The organism is Aeromonas sp. s7(2024) (assembly GCF_040907825.1).
Lineage (GTDB): Bacteria > Pseudomonadota > Gammaproteobacteria > Enterobacterales > Aeromonadaceae > Aeromonas > Aeromonas veronii.
Map to the genome: position 1 here is coordinate 149674 of NZ_JBFOCM010000040.1, position 20638 is coordinate 170311.

Genomic DNA, 20638 nt, shown 5'->3' on the forward strand with positions numbered 1-20638 from the left:
TACAACAGCACAACGGAAAAAGAGCGCCTCGGCGCTCTTTTTTATGGGCTGGAACCTGCCATCAGGGCTGGCTATGTTCCAGATGTTCGCTCAGCAGTTGTTCCAGCTCGCGGTGGAGCAGCTCTTCGTCGCCGACGTTGAGCTCGATCATCCGCTTGAGGTGGGTGGCACTGTCGATATCGATGTGGTGGCAGTAGAAACCCAATTTCTTGCTGGCTTCGTGGGTCAGCTCGACCTGCATTTTGATCTCGATATCGCTACCGCTCAGGATAAAGCTGAGCTGGTACTCCTTGTTGTCACGGCTCTCCCAGTCGTCGGGGCGGATCAGCAGGGCTCCCTGCAAGGAGACGTCGACAAGCTGGGTCTGCCACTTCTGTTCCCCCTGGGTGAGTTCTGCCATGGTCAAGTAGAGGATCCGTGCAAAACGGCGGCGCTCAGACATGCTCATCTCCTGTATGCAATAAGTGTGGACGCTAGGGTCATTGCTCTGAGTGTAATCCACCTTGGTTGCCAGTATCTTGAACTTGCTCCGAAAATGGCATTCAGGCTTGCTGGGTACTCAAGGATTCCACCACATGAAGCGCCTTGACCAGGCGGTCCTCCTGTTTGAACCGCTCTTCCAGAACCGGGCCCAACTCGTTGAGATCATCATCCAGTAGCAGCAATTGGGCCTCGTCGGCATCACTGTATTTGTCGTTGAACTCGAGGGCGAATTCAGTGCTGTTACGAATATGGGGATAGATGCGCTTGGCCAGCTCCAGAGTTTCGCCGCTGGCTTGCTCGAAGGCGGTGACGACGTGGTGGTAGATCTCGAAATGGCCTGCACTGACATAGTCGACCAGGCGGTCGCAAAACTGATGCAGCTCTTCTGTTTTGGGCAGGCTGCGTTGCTTGGTCCGCGCCGGAGTGAGGCCTGCCAGCTGCATGTATCCAACCAGCAACGCTTGCCTTGCATCCAGCCAGTCGTCGATAGCCTTATGCTTGCCTGCCAGCGCCTGCTTGGTCTGTTCCAGTTTCGTCAACATAATCCCTATCCCTCCGTGGGGCAAAGGCTGGCCGATTGTTCGGTATTCCGAGCCGTTTGAGCAGTGACACAACCTATAACTAGGGAAAATCTGGGCAAGCGTCAATAGCCATGGGGGGATAATGTTAAGTGGCGAAGAAATAGTCAGCAGATCGTGTCTGCGTGCTAGCAGGTTTCAGGCCTGCTCACGGTTTTTCGCGTGTGGAATGTGACTATTTCCGCAGATCTTGATGAAAACCCCAGCGTTTGACGCGTTCGGCTCGATAAAGGCTTTGCCTGTGAGTTTTTTTTTGCATAGAGTGACCCAGCGCTAAATGCCCGATCATAAAGGAAATGTTATGAACAAAGCTCAACTTGTCGATGCGATTGCCGCCAAAGCAGATCTGAGCAAAGCTCAGGCCAAAGTGGCTCTGGAAGAGATCATCAATGGTATTACCCAGAGCTTGAAAGAAGGCGATGCTGTGCAACTGGTCGGTTTTGGCACCTTCAAGGTCACCCACCGCGCAGGCCGCACCGGTCGTAACCCGCAAACTGGTAAAGAGATCCAGATTGCTGCTGCCAACGTGCCTTCATTCGTGGCTGGCAAGGCTCTGAAAGACGCCGTCAAGTAAGTCCGAAAGTCTGTTTTGTCCAATGCCAGTCAGCTCGCTGACTGGCATTGTTTTTATGGAATTCTCCCATCCTTCCTATTAGTCCTTCCTGACTTTTCCTTCTGTCGGCCTCGTTGCGGCTGAGGCCTTATGCCGTCTGCGGGTTGGATGGCAGCGGCCAGATCCGCTCATAGGCCCAGGTAAAGACCATGATGTAGGCGAGGTAGAAGGCAACGAAGCCGAGATCCAGCATCAGGGCGTCCCACACTCCCAGATCGAGCCAGAACATGACGCAGGGGAGGGAGAGCATCATGAAGCTCGCCTCATAGCCAAATGCGTGCAGGAAGCGGTCCAGTGGTCGCTTGTTGGTACGCCCGCACAGTTTGAGCAACCCCTTGTCGAACAACAGATTCCAGCCGTAGGTCCAGGCAGTGGCGACGATGGAGAAGAAGATGGCCAGCGAACCGACCTCGGCGACGCCCTGACCGAACAGCTGGCTGATCAGCGGTGCGACCAGTGCCAGCCCGATGCCTTCGTAGAGAACCAGATAACGAAGTCGATCCGGGGTGGTGCGTAGTTGGGTACTGCTCATGGGTGATGTGCCTCCTGTGGGAGGCGCATTCTAATCAGGGAGTGGTTAAAAGAGAAGCATCGGCCCGTCATGACTGGCGTTGAGGGGCATGATGATGCCCCCTCTTTGCGATACTTCTCTATTGCCTACTTGGGCGTAAGCCCTGAGTGGTCAAGTCTGCGACTCAGGCGCCGGTTGGCGTGACCCGGGTCAGCATGGCAAAGCCCTCTTCCACTTGAGTGAGCTCTACCTTGACCTCTCCCAACTCGGCGAGCGAGGCAACATGGGTGCCACCACAGGGAATGGTCACCTCCTGGCCTTCCAGCATGCAGTGCCAGTAACGGGAATCGATGATCGCCTCGCCAGCGCGGCTGCGGCGGATCTCGCTCCCGGTTGCGATCCAGTCGGCCAGCTGCTGGTTGACCTTCTCTTCAATCAGCGCCAGATCTGCCAGCAGTGCCTCGCTGTTGACCCCCTTCTTGCGCAGGCTCTTGCCGATGCGGTACTGCTCCCGTGATCCGCAAGGCTCGACCCGCGAGCTTTGAATAGCAAGACGATCGAAGTCGGGCTGGCCCAGTGCATCGCGCTCGCTTACCTCCTTGCGCCAGTAGGGGATGAGTACCCGGTTGAGGGCCATCGCGGCCAGATGGCAGCCGCTATGGCCCAGACTCAGGGCGTGGCGGGCAGCGCTATCTACTTGCAATTCGACCTGGCTGCCAACGGCTAGCGCGTGGTCTCCGGTCAGCGGATGGACCACCACGAAACGCCACCCCTCTGCGCCCCGCTTGACCGGAATCGCAGTATCGACGAACAGCTCGCCATCCGGGCTGATAGCCCCCATCCGGCAAGGGCCAATGGTGGCTTCGCCCCCTTCCCAGCGAACATGGCCCACATCCCCCGGCTGATCGGGCCAGAGGTGGCTCTGGGGATGAAAGGGGGTGAGGTCGGTGACCAGCAGCGTGGTGTCACCGCGCTGGCAGCAGACCACGCTGGCCTGCTCCTGATGATGGCCCAGTACGAAGCTGGCTCGGGTATGTTCCATGGCAAGGCTCCCGCAACGATAAATGAGAAGAGAAAGCGGCAGCATACGCCAAAGTACGAAAGGGCTCATTAACCAGTGTTAATGAGCCCCTCTTCTCGGTTTTACGGTTCGCTAGATCATGGCAACCAGCAGATAGGCGTTGAGCCCGATCACCAGCGCAACGATAAGGCGGCCTACCGCCTGGGTGACGGGGTGGTTACGATGTTGCCCCATCAGTGCCCGATCGCCGGTCAGCATCAACAGCGGGATCAGGGCCAGCGCGATGCCAAAGCTCAGGATCACCTGACTCAGCACCAGAATGTCGGTGGTGTTGAGCCCCATGGCGATTACCACGAAGGCGGGAGCCATGGTGATGGCGCGACGCAGCCAGAGCGGGATGGTAAAGCGGACAAACCCCTGCATCACCACTTGCCCGGCCAACGTGCCTACCACTGTAGAGCTGATGCCGGAGGCGACCAGCGAGAGGCCAAACAGGGTGGCAGCTGCCTGACCCAGCAGCGGAGTGAGGGTCTGGTAGGCGGATTCCAGCTCCGCTACCTGCTGGTGGCCCGAGCTGTGGAACGCTGCAGCCGCCATCGCCATCATCGCCAGATTGACGAAGCCGGCGATGGTCATGGCAATCGCCACATCGACCCGGGTGGTGTGCAGCCGCTGGCTGACCGAGCCCTGATCCTGCGTGTGCTGGGTCAGTGCCGAGTGCAGATAGATAACGTGGGGCATCACGGTGGCACCGAGCACACCGGCGGCCAGATAGACGGCATCGCTATTGGGCAGACCGGGGAAGAGGGCGCCCTCCAGCAGGCTGGGCAGATGAGGGCGGGAGAAGATCAGCTCGACGATGTAGGCCGCCGCGACAAACAACAGCAGGCCGCCGACCACGAACTCCAGCGGTTTCTGGCCACGGGATTGCAACATCAGGATCCCCCAGGTCACCACGGCGGTGATGCAGGCCCCTTCAAGCAAGGTCACGCCAAGCAGCAGTTTGAAGCCGACTGCGGCGCCGATAAATTCGGCGAGATCGGTGGCCATGGCGATGATCTCTGCCTGCACCCAGTAGGCCCAGACCGCCGGTTTCGGCAGTCGGTCGCGGATGTGCTCCGCCAGATTCTTGCCGGTGACGATGCCAAGTTTGGCCGAGAGGGTCTGCACCAGCATTGCCATCAGGTTGGCCCATACCACCACCCAGAGCAACTGGTAGCCAAAGGTAGAGCCCGCCTGAATATTGGTGGCGAAGTTGCCCGGGTCGATATAGCCGATGGCGGCGATAAAGGCTGGCCCGAGCAGGGTCAGTTTGAATTTGCGGGCTGGAATCGTAGTCGTCAGTGCGGGTTGCATGGCATCACCCTCCATAAGGATATGGAGAGAGAATAGATCTAAGTGATAATCATTATCAATTGTTGTTTCTGATGATTTCCATCGGGAAAAACATTTAAGGCGGTCAGTTGCAGTGAGGGATGTGATTTCGTACAATACGCCGCCCTAGAAAAGCAGCGACTAAACACCTTTATGTTCCTTGCCTCCGAGGTCTGGCTGCACCTGGGCGGAGGCTGAATTAATCCGTAAGGAGCTAAAATGCGTCATTACGAAATCGTCTTCATGGTTCATCCGGACCAGAGCGAGCAAGTTCCCGGCATGATCGAGCGTTACACCGGCGCCATCACCACCTCCGGTGGTACCATTCATCGCCTGGAAGATTGGGGCCGTCGTCAGCTGGCTTACCCGATCGACAAACTGCACAAAGCCCACTACGTTCTGATGAACGTAGAAGCAGAGCAAGCCGTTATCGATGAGCTGGAAACCAACTTCCGCTTCAACGATGCCGTTATCCGCAACATGATCATGCGCACCAAGCACGCCGTGACTGAAGTTTCTCCGATGGCCAAGGCCAAAGAAGAGCGCTTCACCCGTCGTGACGACGAGCGCCGCGAAGAAGCTACTGAAGCTGCTTCCGAAGAGTAATTCTGGATCACTGACTAGAGGATAAAGGCCATGGCACGTTATTTCCGTCGTCGTAAGTTCTGCCGCTTCACCGCCGAGAACGTTACCGAGATCGACTACAAAGATATCGTTACTCTGAAAAACTACATCACTGAATCTGGCAAGATCGTACCGAGCCGTATCACCGGTACCCGCGCCAAGTATCAGCGTCAGCTGGCACGCGCCATCAAGCGTGCTCGTTACCTGGCTCTGCTGCCGTACACCGATCTGCACAACAAGTAAGAATCGGCCCGGCACTTAAGCCTAACTCAACGAAATTTATAGAGGAAAGGTAATGCAAGTTATCCTGCTCGACAAAATCGCCAAACTGGGCGGTCTGGGTGACCAAGTTTCCGTGAAATCTGGTTATGCCCGTAACTACCTGATCCCGCAAGGCAAAGCTGTTATGGCCACCAAGGCCAACATCGAAGCTTTCGGTGCTCGTCGCGCTGAGCTGGAAGCCAAACTGGCTGCCAACAAAGCTGCTGCTGAAGAGCGTGCTGCCAAGCTGGCCGAACTGGCTACCGTGGTTATCGCTTCCAAGTCTGGCGACGAAGGCAAGCTGTTCGGTTCCATCGGTACCCGTGACGTGGCTGAAGCCATCACTGCTGCCGGCGTAGCCGTTGCCAAGAGCGAAGTCCGCATGGGCAACGTTCTGCGTAACACCGGTGACTACGAAGTTGCTGTTCAGCTGCACGCTGACGTTAAAGCAACCGTACAGATCCAGGTTGTTGCCCTGTAATAGCGATTCGCTTTTGCAGAGAAAACCCGCGCTTTTGCGCGGGTTTTTTATTTTCCGGCCCGGGGGTAGAGTGAAGCTCTGTTCCACTGGAGGAGATCCCTATGGCTTGGGTAGAAGGTCGCGTCATCGAACGCATCGAATGGACACCCACTCTGTTCTCCCTGCGGGTAGCGGCCGATCTGGCCCCCTACAAGGCAGGTCAATTCACCAAACTGGCCCTTGAGCAGGACGAGCGGCGCATTCAGCGCGCCTACTCCTTCGTCAATCCCCCCTCTGCGCCATACCACGAGTTCTATCTGGTCGAGATCCCGAGCGGTGAGCTGACTCCGTCCCTCGGCTCGTTGCAAGCGGGCGATACCCTGCTGGTGCAATCCCAGGCCACCGGCTTTCTGACGCTGGATGAGGTGCCTGCCGGGCGCGATCTCTGGCTGCTCTCGACCGGCACTGCCATCGGCCCCTTCCTCTCCATGCTGGCCGATGGCGAGGCGTTCAACCGTTTCGAGAATCTGGTGCTGGTGCATGGGGTACGTAAAGGCGAGGAGCTGAGCTATCAGGATTTGATCGCCAGCTTTGCCGAGCAATATGGCGAGCGCTTTCGCTATGTCCCCTTTGTCAGCCGCGAGCCCTGGCCCGATGCAATGGCAGGGCGGATCCCGGCGGCGATTGCCAATGGTCAGTTGCAGGATCGAGTGGGGTTGGAGTTCTCACCCGAGCTGAGTCAGGTGCTGATCTGCGGTAATCCGGAGATGGTGAAAGAGACCCAGCAGACCTTGCTGGCGCTGGGGTTGGCCAAGAATCTGCGGCGGGCGCCGGGCAATATCAGTGCGGAGAATTATTGGTAAAACAATCAGCACAGGGGCACCAGGCCCCTGCTGCATCAGGAGAGGGCGTTCAGTTCTTCTTGTCGTTGCCCTTGTTTTTATCTTTCTGTTTGTCGTGACCTTGCCCGGGGTTATTGCCGCTGTGGATGCTGCGGTTGTAGTGATCCCGGTACTTGCCATCCATCTTGTCGCAGTTGAGTTTGATCCGGCTGTCGCCAATGCCAAGATCCAGACAGTTGTCCTGCCACCAGTCGTACTCTTTGTCATCCCAGTCGAGATTGATCTTGATGTCATCACCGGAGATCTTGATGCCATCGCTATTTTTGCTTGGCGGCGCCGCAACCGCGATGCAATGCGCCATCAGCAGGGAGAGCAGCAGGGCGCCACGCTGGATAACGGGGTTGTGTTTGGCTTGGGTCATCGCAAGGGTACTCCTGTCGTTATTGGCCACTCTGCGAGTTGGCAGGGAGCTGGTTGGTTTGCGGTGGCTGGTTGCGGTTCTCTTCATCTTCCAGATTGAATTTGACCGCCCTGCAGTCGGCCGGGGCGGTTTCGCCGACCCCCAAGTCGAGACAGTCGTTCTGGGTCCAGCCGAACTGCTTGTCATCCCAGTCCAGGTTGAATTTAAGCTCATCGACGGAGAATTCGGAGCCACTGCTCTCTTGATATTGCTGTGTCGCTGCGGCGCTGCCGGTAACCAGAAGAAGGGAGAGTAGCAAGGTGGTCTTACTGTTCATGATGGCCTCGGATAATTGCAACGGTGGATGAGTGTACAGACCGGAGCTGAACCCGGGCGGAACTGTTCCCCATCTCACCACATGATCAAGTCAGGGAGGGATTGTATCGCTTTTCTGCTGCCGATTTGTCCGTTTTGGTCGCACTCTGGGCAGCTGGTTGCCAATCTGAAGGAATTCAGTCATTTGCCCTTCTCTGGGCGAGTCTGGCGACTATAATCGGCAGCCAACTTTTCCTGCACAGCACACCCCTTCATCATGACCACACAGGACTCCTCTACATTGCGCTACCCCAAGGGGTGGTTTGCTCTGACGACGGTATACAGTTTCACCGGGTTGGCTATTCTGGCCTCCATTATCTTCTCCCTGCTGCTGTTCCTCTCCATCGATGACAACCCGCTGATGAAGTGGCTGTTCGGCGGCTTGGCCATCATCTTCGAGCTGGGCAAGTTTTACGTCTGGTACGAGTACGGCGAGCGCAAGGCGCGGCGGGATTTGAGTGGCGCTTTTTGGTCGCTGTTGTTCTACAGCGTGTTGGCGGCCATCTCCATCGGCGGCAGTATTGGTGGCATCAACAGCGCCACCAACACGGTACTGAGCCAGCAGGCGCGCCACGAGCGGGAGCTGGCCCGTTTCGACGAGCAGATCGCCAGCATCGAGCGGCAGATCCAGCTCAACGAGGAGGCGGCCCGCAAATACATCGAGCTGGAGCGTATCTCTAGCGGCGTCTCCTCGTTGCAGCACGCCAATACCAAGCTGCGCTTGCAGCAGGATGAGCTGCGTCAGCAGCGCGATGCCAAGCCGGTCAACGAACAATCCTCCATGTTGGGGCTGATGAGCAGTCTGGCGGACGGGGTGGGGATGAGCATCAGTCAGGTGCAGTTCCTGCTGGTCTGCTTCCTCTCGGTGCTGCTCGACGTGTTCGGTGCCTTCTTCGTCAGTCTGATCGGCGAGGAGAACCGCTTTCGCCGGATGTGGCGCTGGCAGCAGGAGCAAGCTCGCAGAGAGGCGCAGGCAGCGTTGGCGATGGCGGCGCAGCCCGAGCCCATCATGCCCCCCGAGCCCGCCCCCGAAGTGCTGGCCCAGGTGCGCGGTGCGCTGGTGAGCGGTGAGCTCAAGTGCAGCAAGCGCTCGGTGGCACAGGCGCTGTCACTCTCGCTGGAGGAGGTGGATCGGGTGTTCCACCATCTGCTGTCGCAAGGGGTGCTGGGGCAGGGGAGCAATCGCCACTACTACCTCAATCCGGCGCTGGAGCAGCAACCCGGATAGTGAGAAGGCCACCGAAACTCGGTGGCCTTTTTCGTTATCGAGTGGCTTGGCACTCAGTGAGTCAGCACCATCATCAGGCTGAGGAAGGCGGCCAGTCCGCCACCGATGCCGATGATCCAGTAAAACCCCTTGGCCCCCTGTTTGAGCGGGATGCGGAAGTAGAGCAGAAACGCCCACCACCCCAGTGCCAGCAACAGAGGAATAAGAAACATTCGAGCCATGGTGTCCTCGCTGTTATTCTGTTGACCCTTGATCAATCAACAGGATGGATTGTGCAATGACGCAACTACAGATTACCGCATTCGGTGACCCCTCGGTACTCAAGCTCAACCCTTCCCTCGATAAGGTGCCTGCCGATGGCGAAGTACGGGTGCGCATCTGCTTTGCGGGGGTGAACCCCATCGATGCCAAAACCCGCGCCGGTCTTGGCTGGGCGGCGGCCCAGAACAAGGACAAGCTGCCCTGGACGCCGGGTTATGATATCTCCGGCGTGGTGGAGAAGGTGGGCCCCGGCGTGACCTCGCTGGTCGAGGGGGATCGGGTGTGCGGTATGGTTGGTTTTCCTCTTACCGCAGGTGGCTACGGGGAGTCTGTGGTGGCAAGCGAGAGCGAGCTGGTCAAGCTCGACGGGGTGAGCCTGCAGCAGGGGGCGGCGCTGCCGCTGGCCGGTCTCACCGCCTGGCAGGGGCTGCTTGAGCACGGCGGCCTCCAGAGCGGTCAGCGGGTCTTGATCCTCGCCGGGGCCGGTGGCGTCGGCCATCTGGCGGTGCAGTTTGCCAGCGCCTATGGCGCCGAGGTGGTGGCTACCGCCAGCCCGGACAACCATGGCTTCCTGCACGCTCTGGGGGCGCGCTGGATGGTGGATTACCATGATGCGAACTGGCCGGCACGGGTGGTGGCAGAGGCCGGTCAGGTCGATCTGGTGCTGGATCTGGTAGGCGGCGAGAGCGGCAAGGCGGCGCTCGCCTGCGTCAAGCCGGGTGGCCGCCTGGTGACTGTGCCTACCATTACCGCCCAGCAGATCAAGGATGCTGGGGCTGCGGCGGGTATCGAGGTGGTCGGCATGCTGGTTCACCCCGACCAGAAGCAGCTGGGTCAGATGTTGATGCTGCTGCGGCAGGGGGAGGTGAAGGTCACCCTCGCCGGTGAATTCCCCCTAGCCGAGGGGGCGCTGGCCCATCAGGCTATCGAAGGGGGCCATGTGCGCGGCAAGCTGCTGCTGCGGATGCCTGCGGCCGATGGCCTGCCCGGATGAGCGAGATGATGGAGATGGCACATGGTGTGGCTGTTATTGAGCGCCTCGTGTCCTTGCCTGGGTCGTGGGGACGCGCATCATGAATGAGTTAATGGAGATGGGGCTGGGGTGGCTCTTTTTAAGCGCCTTTACCTCTGCCACCCTGCTGCCCGGTAGCTCCGAAGTGCTGCTGGGGGCCATGGCGGCCAAGGGGGAGTGGAGCATGGCGAGCCTGCTACTGTGGGCAACGCTGGGCAATACCCTCGGATCCATGACCACCTGGTGGCTCGGCTGGCTCGCCACCTTCAAGAAGAAACCGGAAGATTTTCAAGGCCGTGGGGAACAAAAAGCCTTAGGCTGGCTCAAACAACATGGTCACTGGTGTCTGCTGCTTGCCTGGACGCCGGTGGTCGGTGATGGTCTCTGTCTGTTGGCCGGTTGGCTGCGCCTCTCCTTCTGGCGCTCTCTCATTTTGATCGGGCTCGGCAAATTGTTCCGTTATGCCCTGGTTTTTCTGCTGGCCAGTCACATTTTCTAGCCTGTTTTTGTCACTCACGAGGTTACCGTGAACAAAGTCATACCTTTAACGATTCTGCTGGGCTTCACCCTGCCGGTGCTGGCGGCACCGACCCTAATCGCCGAACAGGGCAAGGAGGAGGGCAAGCTCGCCATCCCCTACCAGATGTACAAGCTGGACAACGGCCTGACCGTGATCCTGGCCCCCGACCGCTCCGATCCGCTGGTGCACCTCGATGTGACCTATCACGTCGGCTCATCCCGCGAGACGGTCGGCAAGTCCGGTTTCGCCCACTTCTTCGAGCACATGATGTTCCAGGGCTCGAAACACGTCGGTGATCAGGAGCATATGCGGATCATCAACGAAGCCGGTGGCGACATGAATGGCACCACCAACAAGGACCGCACCAACTACTACGAGACAGTGCCTGCCAACCAGCTGGAAAAAGTGCTCTGGCTGGAGGCGGATCGGATGGGCTTCCTGCTCGATGCGGTGAGCCAGAAGAAGTTCGAGATCCAGCGCGCCACCGTCAAGAACGAGCGGGCCCAGCGGGTCGATAACCAGCCGTACGGGCTGGTGAGCGAGAAGGTTGGGGAGGCGCTCTATCCGCGTACTCACCCTTACTCCTGGCAGCCTATCGGTTACGTGGAAGATCTCGACCGGGTCGATGTGAACGACCTCAAGCAGTTCTTCCTGCGTTGGTATGGTCCCAACAACGCCACCCTGACTCTGGGCGGCGACTTTGACAGCAAGCAGGCTCTCGAGTGGATCGAGAAGTACTTCGGCTCCATCCCGCGCGGCCCGGACGTGGCCGAGCCGACGCCAAAGCCGGTGACCCTGCCCGAGACCCGCTACGTGACGCTGCAGGACAAGGTACACCTGCCGCTGCTCTATATCAGCTACCCCACCGTCTCTCTTGGCGATCCGCAGGAGCCGGCACTCGACATGTTTGCCGACGTACTCGGCGGTTCCGCCAGCTCCATGCTCTACCAGTCGCTGGTGAAAACCGGCAAGGCGATCGATGTGGGGGCGTCCCACTATTGCGAAGAGCTGGCCTGTACCCTGACCGTCTACGCCTACCCCAATCCGTCACAGGATGGCAGCCTCAAGACCCTCAAGGGGGAGGTGGACAAGGTGATCGGCGAGTTCGCCCAGCGCGGCCTCAAGCCGGAAGATCTGGAGAAGGCGATCGCCAAGTACCGCGCCTCTGCCATCTGGGGGCTGGATAGCGTCTCCGGCAAGGTGAGCCAGCTCGCCATGGGTCAGGTGTTTGCCCAGGATCCCAACTATGTGTTCAAGACTCTCGATGCCATCGGCAAGGTGACACCGGAGCAGGTGAAGGCCGCCTACGACAAGTTCATCGCGGGCAAGCCGGCGGTGGTGCTGAGCGTGGTGCCCAAGGGCAAGACCGAGTGGCAGGTTGCCACCCCGAACTTTACCCCCGCCAAGCGCGAGCTGCCGGATTACAGCAAGCATGACGAAGCGCTGGCCGAACGACCGGTAAAAGACAATTTCGATCGCAGCGTGCAGCCCAAGGCGAGCGAGGCGGTGAGCGTCAAGGTGCCCGCCATCTGGCACGGCAAGCTCGACAAGAACATCGAGATCATCGGCACCAAGAGTGACGAGATCCCCGCGGTCTCCATCATGATCGCCCTGCCGGGCGGCATTCGTGCCGAAGATAAGGGGCAGCTTGGACTGGCCAATCTGACCGCCGCCATGATGGGGCAGGGTACGGTGCGCCTGACCGAGGCTCAGCTGAGCGATGAGCTGCAAAAGCTGGGCTCAAGCATTGATGTCTCCAGCGCCCAGTACAACAACCTCATCACCGTCAGCTCGCTGGCGGACAAGTTGCCCCAGACCCTGGCGCTGGTGCGCGAGGTACTGGAGCGCCCGGGCATGCGGGAGGCGGACTTCGAGCGGGTCAAGGCGCAGCTGCTGCAAGGGATGCAACAGGCCCAGCAACAGCCCGAGTGGCTGGCCGGGCAGGCGTTCCGCGAGCTGGTCTACGGCAAGCAGAACCGCCTCGGTCAACCTACCGACGGGGTAGCGGCCGATGTGGCCAAGCTGACCCTGGCGGACGTGAAGCACTTCTATCAGGCCTACTACAACCCCACCAACGCCAAAGTGGTGGTGGTCGGTGATGTGGGCCAGAAGCAGATCGAGGAGCAACTTGGCTTCCTGACCGAGTGGAAGGGGGCCACGCCGACTCTGGGAGATCTCAAGCTCAAGGGTGAGCAGGCCAAGCCGGGCATCTATCTGGTCGACAAGCCGGGAGCGCCCCAGTCGGTGATCCGCATCGGCCGTCGCGCCATGCCGTTCGATACCACGGGGGATTACTTCACCGCCGGGCTGATGAACTTCAACCTGGGTGGCAACTTCAACAGCCGTATCAACCTCAACCTGCGGGAAGACAAGGGCTACACCTACGGCGCCAGCTCGGGTTTCTCCGCCAACCGCGAGGTGGGCACCTTCGCTACCGGCGCCAATGTGCGGGCCGATGCGACTGTGGATGCCATCCGCCAGTTCCTCAAGGAGATGGACAACTACCGCAAGAGCGGCCCGACCCCGGTCGAGCTGGCCTATATGCGCAGCGCCGTCTCCCAGCAGGATGCCCTCTCTTACGAGACCTTGGGCCAGAAGGCGGGCTTCCTGCTGCAGATGGTGATGTATGACCTGAAGCCGGACTATGTGCAGGCCCAGAACAACCTGATCAAAACGGTGTCGCCCGAGGCGCTGAAGGCGAGTGCGGCCCGTTGGCTCAATCCGGCCGACATGGTGATCGTGGTGGTGGGAGACAAGCAAAAGCTTGAAAAACCCCTGAAGGAGCTTCATCTTCCCATCTATCCGCTGCAGTTGCCGTAACTGACGCTTTATAAAAATCAAGAGCCGCCCCGGATGGGGCGGCCTCACATGAGCCGTGAATATGACTACAACAAGCTTGTCGCTCACCGAGTTGCTGAATGCGTTGGGATCACCGGAGCGCCTCACCGCGCTCAAGGGGATCCGGCGCGGGATCGAACGTGAATGCCTGCGCATCACGCCGGATGGCCGACTCGCCCAGAGTGACCATCCCCGGGCGCTGGGCTCGGCCCTGACCCATCCCAATATCACCACCGACTACTCGGAGAGCCTGCTGGAGTTCATCACCCCGGCCACCGACTCCATCGACAGCCTGATGGAGCAGCTCGGCGACATCCATCACCATGTGATTCAGCATCTGGGTGACGAGCGGATTTGGCCGCTCTCCATGCCCTGCTTCGTCGGCGGGGAAGAGAGCATCCGACTGGCTCAGTACGGCAGCTCCAACATCGGCAAGATGAAGACCCTCTACCGTCAGGGCTTGAAGAACCGCTACGGCAGCCTGATGCAGGTGATCGCCGGGGTGCACTTCAACTTCTCCATGCCCGACAGCTTCTGGAGCGAGTGGCAGGATCTGGTGTGCGAAGGGTGCTGCAGCCAGCGCTTTATCTCCGACAAGTACATGGGGCTTATTCGCAACGTCTACCGCTTCGGCTGGCTGGTGCCCTATCTGTTTGGCGCCTCCCCGGCCATCTGCGAATCCTTCCTCAAAGGGCGCAAGAGCAACCTGCCGTTCGAGAAGACCGGCAAGGGCACCCTCTATCTGCCTTACGCCACCGCGCTGCGTCTCTCCGATCTTGGCTATACCAACAGCGCCCAGGTGGGGCTCAAGATCAGCCACGACAATCTGCCTGCCTATGTCAGCAGCCTGCGCCGCGCCATCAACACCCACAATCCCGACTTTGCCAAGATCGGGGTCAAGGTGGATGGGGAGTATCGTCAGCTTAACGACAACGTGTTGCAGCTGGAGAACGAGCTATACGCCCCGATCCGCCCCAAGCGCACCCCGCGCAGCGGCGAGAAGCCCTCGGATGCGCTGGATCAGCGCGGCATCGAATACATCGAGCTGCGTACCGTGGACGTCAACCCCTTCACCCCGCTCGGCATCGACGCCGACCAGATCCGCTTCTTCGACCTGTTCCTGGTCTGGTGCCTGCTGCGCCCCTCTCCGGTGCTGAGTGACGAGGAGATTGCCCGCAACCGCCGCAACCAGAACAAGGTAGTGCTGGAAGGGCGTCGTCCCGGCCTGACGCTGGAAGATGAGCAGGGCAATGCCATTGGCCTGAAAGAGTACGGCCTCAAACTGTTCGACGAGCTGGCTCAGGTGGCCGACTTGCTGGATCGCTGCTGCGGCCGCAACCGCTATCGCGAGACGCTGGCGATGCACCGCGAGAAGCTGCTCAACCCCGAGCTCACCTACTCCGCCCGCATGCTCAAGGAGCTGCTGGAGAGCGGCAAGGACAACGGCTGCTACGGTGACAAGCTGGCGACCCGTTATCGCGAGGAGCTGCTGGCAGGGGAGCTGCAGTACTGGGATGAGGCCTACTTTGCCGGTGAGGCGAAGGATTCGCTGGCCAAGCAGCGCGAACGCGAGCGCAGCGACAGCCTGTCGTTCGATGACTTCCTGGCCGACTACTTCGGAACCAGTACCACCACGGCCTGAAGACGGGTTCGTACCAACCAAAGTGCCAACAAAAAGCCGCTCGAGTGAGCGGCTTTTTTATTTCTCTGAACCTGAGCGATATCAGACGTGGTTGTACTCAGACATGGTTATACATGGCCTCGATTTCGCTCTGATACTTGGCTTCGATGATCTTGCGGCGCAGCTTCATGGTGGGGGTCAGTTCACCCAACTCCATGGAGAAGGCGCTCGGCAGCAGGGTGAACTTCTTCACCTGCTCGAACTTGGCCAGCTCTTTTTGCAAGTCGGCGATGCGGGCTTCGAAGAACTCCATTACCCGGGAGTGGCGCAGCAGCTCGGTCTTGCACTGGTACTGCAGGTTGATGGAGCGGGCGTACTCCTCCAGCGACTCGAAGCAGGGCACGATCAGCGCAGAGACGAAGTGGCGGGCATCGGCGACGATGGCGATCTGCTCGATAAAGCGATCCTTGCCGATGGTCCCTTCCACCAGTTGCGGAGCCACGTATTTGCCGTTGGAGGTCTTCATCAGCTCCTTGAGGCGCTCGGTGAAGTAGATATTGCCCTGGCTATCGAGCTCACCGGCATCGCCGGTACGCAGGAAGCCATCTTCGGTCATCACCTCGGCGGTGGCTTCCGGTTTGTTGTAGTAGCCGCGCATCACTGTGGGGGAGCGCACCAGCAGTTCGTTGTTCTCACCCAGCTTCACCTCGATGCCGTTCAGTGCCGTGCCAATGGAGCCGAGCTTGAACTGGCTCTCTTCGTAGCAGCAGACGGTGGCGGTGGTTTCGGTCATGCCGTAGCCGTACTTGAGGTTGAGCCCCATCGCCTGGAAGAAGAGGTTCACATCGTCGGCAAGACGGGCGCCTGCCACCGGCAGGAAGCGGGTGCGGCCGCCAAAACGGGCGCGCAGCTTGCGAAACACCAGTCGCTCGGCGAGCCAGAGCTGGCCGTAGAGCAGCGGGGAAGCGGACTTGCCCGCCTGACGGGTGGCAACCATCTGCTTGCCGACCTTGGTCGCCCAGCCAAACAGGGCGCGCCGCAGAGCCGGAGCCTGAGCGACTTTGGCCTGGATCATGGCGTAGGCCTTCTCGTAGAGGCGCGGCACGGCACACATCACGGTCGGCTGCACCTCGCCAATCACATCCATCACCTTCTGCGGATCGCGGATATAGACGTTCTCGGCACCACAGTAGAGCACGTAGTAGCTCCAGGCCCGCTCGAACACGTGGCTGAGCGGCAGCATGCAGAGCGACACATCCTGCTGATTGAGGTCGAGGCGGCTGTTGTGCATCTCGAAACAGGCGGCGATGTTGCTGAAGTCGAGCATGACCCCCTTGGGCTCGCCTGTGGTGCCGGAGGTGTAGATCAGGGTCAGCAGATCATCCATCCGGTACTGGCTCTCCCGTGCCCGCAGCTCCTGCTCGCTGGGCTGATGGTTGCCGGAGACCAGAAACTCCTGAAAGTGGCTCGCTTGCGCACAGCCGCGCAGGTTGACGCTGCCGTCGAGGGCGACGATCTGGCGGATCTCGCCGCTTTCAATCAGTTGCAGTGCCTGATCGAACTGGGGCTGCTCGCCGACAAACAGCAGGCCGATGTTGGCATCGCGCACGATATAGCGCAGCTGATCCAGGGTGCTGGTGGGGTAGATGGGGACGCTGACGCCGCGCGCGGCGAGGATGCCGAGATCGGCCTGGGTCCACTCCGGCATGTTGCGGGCATAGATGCCGACCATTTCGGTTGGCTGGTGGCCGGCACGGATCAGCGCCTGTGCGCAGTAGTCCATGGCCTGGCCCAGAGTACGCCAGCCGATGGCGCGCCACTGGCCATCCTGCTGAACCCGCAGGGCAGCCTTGTTGCCAAGCTGGGCAATACGTTCACGCATCAGTCGAACCAGATGAAGCTTCGGCATCAGTTAAACATCCTTTAATTACAGTTGTACGCCCGCGAGGGCACTAAAAATCGGGCTAGAGTTTAAACTCCAACATTACGGCTTACAAGTGTTCGCTGTTTGTCTTGGATCACAAAGAGCGCAAATAGCTCTCCCTTTGTGCAGACTGGCCGATACTGCTAGGAGGCAGAGAGAGGGTTAACGATATGAATCTGTGGGTGAAAGGGGCGTTGGCCGCGGTCGGGCTGATGGTGGTGGGGGGCGCTGCGTTTTGGTTCTTTGCCGGAACGTCATCACAGGGGCCCGCCAATCCCTGGTATCAGGGGGCCGAGGGGTATCAGCAGGCGCAGCAACAAGCGCTGGCGTTGGGCTATCCGCTGCTCTATGTGCTGGAGACCCCCAAGTGCCGCCGCTGCGGCGATCTGGAGAAGAAATTCTGGCAGAGCAAGGAGATGGCTGGTCCGCTGGCCCGGTTGGTGAAAGTGCGGCTCAACCCGGGCAAGGGGGATGGCAGCGAGCAGATCCTGCGCCGCTTTCCCAAGGTTGCCACGCCGCCCGGCATCTATATCCAGCAGCCGGGCCAGCCCCTCAGACCCATCAAGATAGTGGTGGATATCGACCAGATCTGGATGCCGGGGAAAACCTGGCAGCGTGGCTTCTATATGCCGCTCTCCGGGGCCGGATTCGAGGCGGTGGTGCACACTACGCTGGCCTTGCAGGATCCGGCGCTGGACAATGCCCCCCTCGATTGAGGGGGACAAAAGGCTTGGGCGCGACGAACAGGCTGGATCAGCCGAAATCGAACAGTCGCGACATCAGCACCGCATCTTCCCTGTCGTTGCCGGTGCCGTAGTAGTCGGCGCGGCGGCAATATTCGGCAAAACCGGCGCTCTCGTAGAGGTTGATGGCGGTCTGGTTACCGGCCCGCACCTCGAGAAACCAGGCCTCTGCCCCGGCTTGCTTGCTGCGCGCCAGATAGGCCTGCAACAGCGCCCGTCCCAACCCCTGGCCCTGAAACGCCGGATGCACGCAGATGTTCATCAGCGAGCTGTCACCGGCCACCAGATCCGAGATATAGAAGCCCGCCGGGCGACCATCGACCAGCATCAAACCGTTGAGATAGCGAGGACCGAAGCAGGAGAGCAGGTTGGCCTCACTCCACGGCTCCTTGTGAGCGGCTTGCTCGATGGGGTAGACAAGGTCGAAATCGCTCTCGAGCAGGGGACGAAACTCAGGCATGGGGGCTCCGGATGGCAAGATGTTGGGCACTGGGGTTAGCAGAGGTTGCAGAGGCGGCATTTGTAAAATCAGGTAAAAAGAGCGGCATCACTGTGGGTCTTGGCGGCATGATGCAGGATCACGCCGCGCTGGCCGCAAGGTGCTGGCGCAGCTGTTGCCACAGGGCGCGCTTTTGCGCGGCGCTGGGGGCGAGCGGGCAGATCAGCGCATCAGGCCGCGCGGGGTTGGCCTCTGTCAGCCAGAGCAGGGGGGAGGCGCCCGCCGTTTGCAGATTGGCAGGCGGCAGCTCGCTGAGCAGTGAGACCTCGTCGGGGGTCATGCCGAGCAACTGGCAGATATCCGCCAGCAGCGTGGTGGCAGGCAGCTGAGGCGCCAGCAACCAGAGTTTGCCGCTGGGCAGCGGAGCGCGGGTGGCCGGTGCCGTCTGGCCCGGCTGTGTGGCGTTTTGCTCAAGCTCGGGAGCTGGTGCTGCGCCCAGCAATGCCGGACGACGCAGTTGCCAGCTTTGAATGCCCATGCGGGCCAACATGCTCTGACGAACGGGATCTTGCATTTGAGGCGACTCACTCTTGATCTGCATTGGGGAAAATTGTGTTGCGCAGGGTACACTCGAACCGCTTTTGCTGCACCCTTTGCAACGCATCATCTGGCGCATGCGGGCATGGTACTCATCACGACACTGGCTATGCATGGGCGCAGCACGCTGCCGATACGGTATCGCACTGCCTTTGCGTTTTTTCCTGCCAGAGGCGGGTATTGTGCGGCAAGAGATACCAGAATAAACATCATAACAAGACAAAACCCAAGGTCGAGCAAATGGATATCGCGCCTTGGGGCTAACATCATCCCAGCTTCGGAACACTCTCTATGTCGTCTTTAGCTCAAGCCCAGAACCCTGCGCGTCTTATTCCCATCCAGGAGCGCTTGCCCCGGCTGCTGGCCGCCCTCGGTGAGGGACTCTACGAACGGCAGGATGCCCTGCGCCTCGGTCTGCTGGCTGCCCTCAGCGGCGAGAGTGTCTTCTTGCTGGGGCCACCCGGTATCGCCAAGAGCCTGATTGCCCGCCGCCTCAAGCTGGCCTTTCACGACGCCCGCCACTTTGAATACCTGATGACCCGTTTCAGTACGCCGGAGGAGGTGTTCGGCCCCCTCTCTATTCAGGCGCTGAAAGAGGATGGCAAATACCTGCGCCTCACCACCGGCTATCTGCCGGAGGCCGAGGTGGTGTTCCTCGACGAGATCTGGAAGGCGGGCCCCGCCATCCTCAACACCCTGCTCACCGCCATCAACGAGCGGCAGTTTCGCAACGGCGACAGCCAGCACCCCATACCGATGCGCTTGCTGGTGACCGCGTCCAACGAGCTGCCAGCGCCGGACAGCGGGCTGGAAGCGCTCTACGACCGGATGCTGGTTCGGATCTGGATGGACCGGGTGCAGGAGAAAGCCAACTTTCAATCCATGCTGGCCAGCGATGGCCACGCCTACCAGAATCTGCCGGAATCCCTGCAGATCCGGGGGGATGAGTACGAGCAGTGGCAGAACCAGATTGAACAGGTGCGCCTGCCAGATGCCTGTTTCGAGCTCATCTATCAGCTGCGCCAGCAGCTCGATAGCCAGCTGGCCCATCGCTGCTATGTGTCGGATCGCCGCTGGAAGAAGGCGGTACGGCTTATCAAGGCGAGCGCCTTCTTCAATGGCCGCGATGAGGTCGCACCGGTAGATCTGCTGCTGTTCAAGGATTGTCTCTGGCATGACGAGGAGTCCCGCACCGCCCTGCTGGAGATGATGACCGAATTCTCCCGTCTCTACGGCTATCAGCAACTGGCGATGACCCGTCAGCTGCTGGCGTTGCGGGATCAGTTCAAACAGCTCAAACAGAGCGTGGCCCAGCGCCTGTGCACAAAGGCCCGCCAACGCAAGCAGTGGTTTGGTCGGCGGGCTCGGGGCATCGAGATCCCGCTCGCCAATGCCAGGCCCTTTGGCAAACAGGTGCACTTCCATCTGCTCACCCCGGCTCCGCTGGATGGCAGCGATCCCGAGCGTCTCACCCGCACCCTGGTGTTCGATCGAACCTTGCTCTCCCATTGGCATCCCACCGGTGAGGCACTGGTGGGTTATGAGTTTGGCAACCCGAAAGAGGGGCATTACGAGCTGGTGCTGGACGATGAGCTACGGCTGCAGGTGCTTGATATCCAGCGTCAGCAGATCCCGCTGGTGCTGATGGAGCGCAACGCCATCCCCGAGGTGGTGCTGGCGCCCTGGTTGCAGTCGCTCGACGAGCAGCTGGTTCAGGTCGGCAAGGTGATGCAGATGCTCAAGCAGCAGCGCAGCCTGTTCGAACGTCACCAGCAACACCTCTTTATCGCCCAGCGCTGGCTGCAGCAGGTGGAAGACAGCTTCTTTGTGCTGAACCGGGATCTCGAACTGCTGCGCAACGAGCTGACCCAGTGGCGCGAGCGGTTGCCAAGGCTGGACGAGTAAGGAGCGCT

23 protein-coding genes are annotated in these 20638 nt (G+C 60.0%); 12 read left to right on the forward strand and 11 right to left on the reverse strand.

The features are described 5' to 3' along the window. Positions 1–61: 61 nt before the first annotated feature. Together AB5Y73_RS19480 and AB5Y73_RS19485 are read right to left on the reverse strand one after the other, a co-directional pair. Positions 62–442, reverse strand: coding sequence for a PilZ domain-containing protein (locus AB5Y73_RS19480; protein ID WP_005340482.1), 381 nt, complete (start codon positions 440–442; stop codon positions 62–64). Between the two features lie 100 nt (positions 443–542). Further along, positions 543–1025: an Rsd/AlgQ family anti-sigma factor gene (locus tag AB5Y73_RS19485; RefSeq protein ID WP_005348975.1), complete on the reverse strand. Its 483-nt coding sequence runs from the start codon at positions 1023–1025 to the stop codon at positions 543–545. 337 nt (positions 1026–1362) lie between these two features. On the opposite strand from AB5Y73_RS19485, the gene hupA reads away from it, so the two are divergent. Continuing rightward, positions 1363–1635: a nucleoid-associated protein HU-alpha gene (gene hupA, locus AB5Y73_RS19490; protein WP_005340484.1), complete on the forward strand. Its 273-nt coding sequence runs from the start codon at positions 1363–1365 to the stop codon at positions 1633–1635. A gap of 127 nt (positions 1636–1762) precedes the next feature. On the opposite strand, the gene AB5Y73_RS19495 is transcribed toward hupA, so the two are convergent. The 3 genes from AB5Y73_RS19495 to AB5Y73_RS19505 all read right to left on the reverse strand — a co-directional run bounded on the left by AB5Y73_RS19495 (position 1763) and on the right by AB5Y73_RS19505 (position 4562). Further along, positions 1763–2206, reverse strand: coding sequence for a PACE efflux transporter (locus AB5Y73_RS19495; RefSeq protein WP_107683775.1), 444 nt, complete (start codon positions 2204–2206; stop codon positions 1763–1765). A gap of 163 nt (positions 2207–2369) precedes the next feature. After that, positions 2370–3227, reverse strand: a complete 858-nt coding sequence (locus tag AB5Y73_RS19500; protein WP_107683774.1) for a hypothetical protein — start codon at positions 3225–3227, stop codon at positions 2370–2372. 111 nt (positions 3228–3338) lie between these two features. After that, the gene (locus AB5Y73_RS19505) at positions 3339–4562 is read right to left on the reverse strand and encodes an Nramp family divalent metal transporter (RefSeq protein ID WP_162895405.1); all 1224 of its coding nucleotides are present in this window, start codon (positions 4560–4562) and stop codon (positions 3339–3341) included. 237 nt (positions 4563–4799) lie between these two features. Between AB5Y73_RS19505 and rpsF the strand changes: the two genes are divergently transcribed. The 4 genes from rpsF to AB5Y73_RS19525 all read left to right on the forward strand — a co-directional run bounded on the left by rpsF (position 4800) and on the right by AB5Y73_RS19525 (position 6788). Further along, positions 4800–5186 (forward strand): 30S ribosomal protein S6, encoded by a 387-nt coding sequence (gene rpsF / locus AB5Y73_RS19510; protein WP_005308887.1) that lies wholly within the window; start codon positions 4800–4802, stop codon positions 5184–5186. Positions 5187–5216: 30 nt separating this feature from the next. Next, complete coding sequence (gene rpsR / locus AB5Y73_RS19515) at positions 5217–5447, forward strand: 30S ribosomal protein S18 (protein WP_005308890.1); 231 nt, start codon at positions 5217–5219, stop codon at positions 5445–5447. 52 nt (positions 5448–5499) lie between these two features. Next, on the forward strand, positions 5500–5946 hold the full coding sequence (rplI, locus tag AB5Y73_RS19520) for a 50S ribosomal protein L9 (RefSeq protein WP_005340490.1): 447 nt from the start codon (positions 5500–5502) through the stop codon (positions 5944–5946). 101 nt (positions 5947–6047) lie between these two features. Further along, the gene (locus AB5Y73_RS19525) at positions 6048–6788 is read left to right on the forward strand and encodes a ferredoxin--NADP reductase (protein ID WP_107683772.1); all 741 of its coding nucleotides are present in this window, start codon (positions 6048–6050) and stop codon (positions 6786–6788) included. 49 nt (positions 6789–6837) lie between these two features. Here AB5Y73_RS19525 and AB5Y73_RS19530 read toward each other — a convergent pair whose 3' ends face one another. Beyond that, complete coding sequence (locus AB5Y73_RS19530) at positions 6838–7188, reverse strand: hypothetical protein (protein ID WP_162895404.1); 351 nt, start codon at positions 7186–7188, stop codon at positions 6838–6840. 19 nt (positions 7189–7207) lie between these two features. Then, complete coding sequence (locus AB5Y73_RS19535; protein ID WP_005348982.1) at positions 7208–7504, reverse strand: hypothetical protein; 297 nt, start codon at positions 7502–7504, stop codon at positions 7208–7210. A 255-nt stretch (positions 7505–7759) separates the two neighbouring features. Between AB5Y73_RS19535 and AB5Y73_RS19540 the strand changes: the two genes are divergently transcribed. Then, the gene (locus tag AB5Y73_RS19540; RefSeq protein ID WP_042053368.1) at positions 7760–8770 is read left to right on the forward strand and encodes a hypothetical protein; all 1011 of its coding nucleotides are present in this window, start codon (positions 7760–7762) and stop codon (positions 8768–8770) included. A 53-nt stretch (positions 8771–8823) separates the two neighbouring features. On the opposite strand, the gene AB5Y73_RS19545 is transcribed toward AB5Y73_RS19540, so the two are convergent. Then, a complete protein-coding gene (locus tag AB5Y73_RS19545; protein WP_005308905.1) occupies positions 8824–8991 on the reverse strand; it encodes a hypothetical protein in 168 nt (55 codons plus the stop codon). Positions 8992–9047: 56 nt separating this feature from the next. Between AB5Y73_RS19545 and AB5Y73_RS19550 the strand changes: the two genes are divergently transcribed. From AB5Y73_RS19550 to gshA, 4 genes are all read left to right on the forward strand, one after another. Beyond that, positions 9048–10025, forward strand: coding sequence for an NADP-dependent oxidoreductase (locus AB5Y73_RS19550; protein WP_181294897.1), 978 nt, complete (start codon positions 9048–9050; stop codon positions 10023–10025). Between the two features lie 79 nt (positions 10026–10104). Then, entirely contained in the window at positions 10105–10542 is a 438-nt protein-coding gene (locus AB5Y73_RS19555; RefSeq protein WP_101531118.1) for a YqaA family protein, read from the forward strand. A gap of 27 nt (positions 10543–10569) precedes the next feature. Beyond that, a complete protein-coding gene (locus AB5Y73_RS19560; protein ID WP_107683770.1) occupies positions 10570–13383 on the forward strand; it encodes a pitrilysin family protein in 2814 nt (937 codons plus the stop codon). Between the two features lie 61 nt (positions 13384–13444). Beyond that, complete coding sequence (gene gshA, locus AB5Y73_RS19565) at positions 13445–15043, forward strand: glutamate--cysteine ligase (protein ID WP_279499319.1); 1599 nt, start codon at positions 13445–13447, stop codon at positions 15041–15043. Between the two features lie 97 nt (positions 15044–15140). Here the strand turns inward: gshA and AB5Y73_RS19570 are convergent, their stop codons facing one another. Then, positions 15141–16931 (reverse strand): long-chain fatty acid--CoA ligase, encoded by a 1791-nt coding sequence (locus AB5Y73_RS19570; RefSeq protein WP_107683769.1) that lies wholly within the window; start codon positions 16929–16931, stop codon positions 15141–15143. A 185-nt stretch (positions 16932–17116) separates the two neighbouring features. Between AB5Y73_RS19570 and AB5Y73_RS19575 the strand changes: the two genes are divergently transcribed. After that, positions 17117–17662 carry a hypothetical protein gene (locus AB5Y73_RS19575; protein WP_005340504.1) on the forward strand — a complete coding sequence of 182 codons (546 nt, stop codon included), beginning with the start codon at positions 17117–17119 and terminating at the stop codon, positions 17660–17662. A gap of 37 nt (positions 17663–17699) precedes the next feature. On the opposite strand, the gene rimI is transcribed toward AB5Y73_RS19575, so the two are convergent. Together rimI and AB5Y73_RS19585 are read right to left on the reverse strand one after the other, a co-directional pair. Continuing rightward, entirely contained in the window at positions 17700–18149 is a 450-nt protein-coding gene (rimI, locus tag AB5Y73_RS19580) for a ribosomal protein S18-alanine N-acetyltransferase (protein ID WP_043825830.1), read from the reverse strand. 118 nt (positions 18150–18267) lie between these two features. Then, positions 18268–18702, reverse strand: coding sequence for a DNA polymerase III subunit psi (locus AB5Y73_RS19585; protein ID WP_118854288.1), 435 nt, complete (start codon positions 18700–18702; stop codon positions 18268–18270). A gap of 314 nt (positions 18703–19016) precedes the next feature. Here AB5Y73_RS19585 and AB5Y73_RS19590 point away from each other — a divergent pair, with 314 nt between their 5' ends. Continuing rightward, positions 19017–20630 (forward strand): ATPase RavA domain-containing protein, encoded by a 1614-nt coding sequence (locus AB5Y73_RS19590; RefSeq protein WP_279499318.1) that lies wholly within the window; start codon positions 19017–19019, stop codon positions 20628–20630. Positions 20631–20638 lie beyond the last annotated feature (8 nt).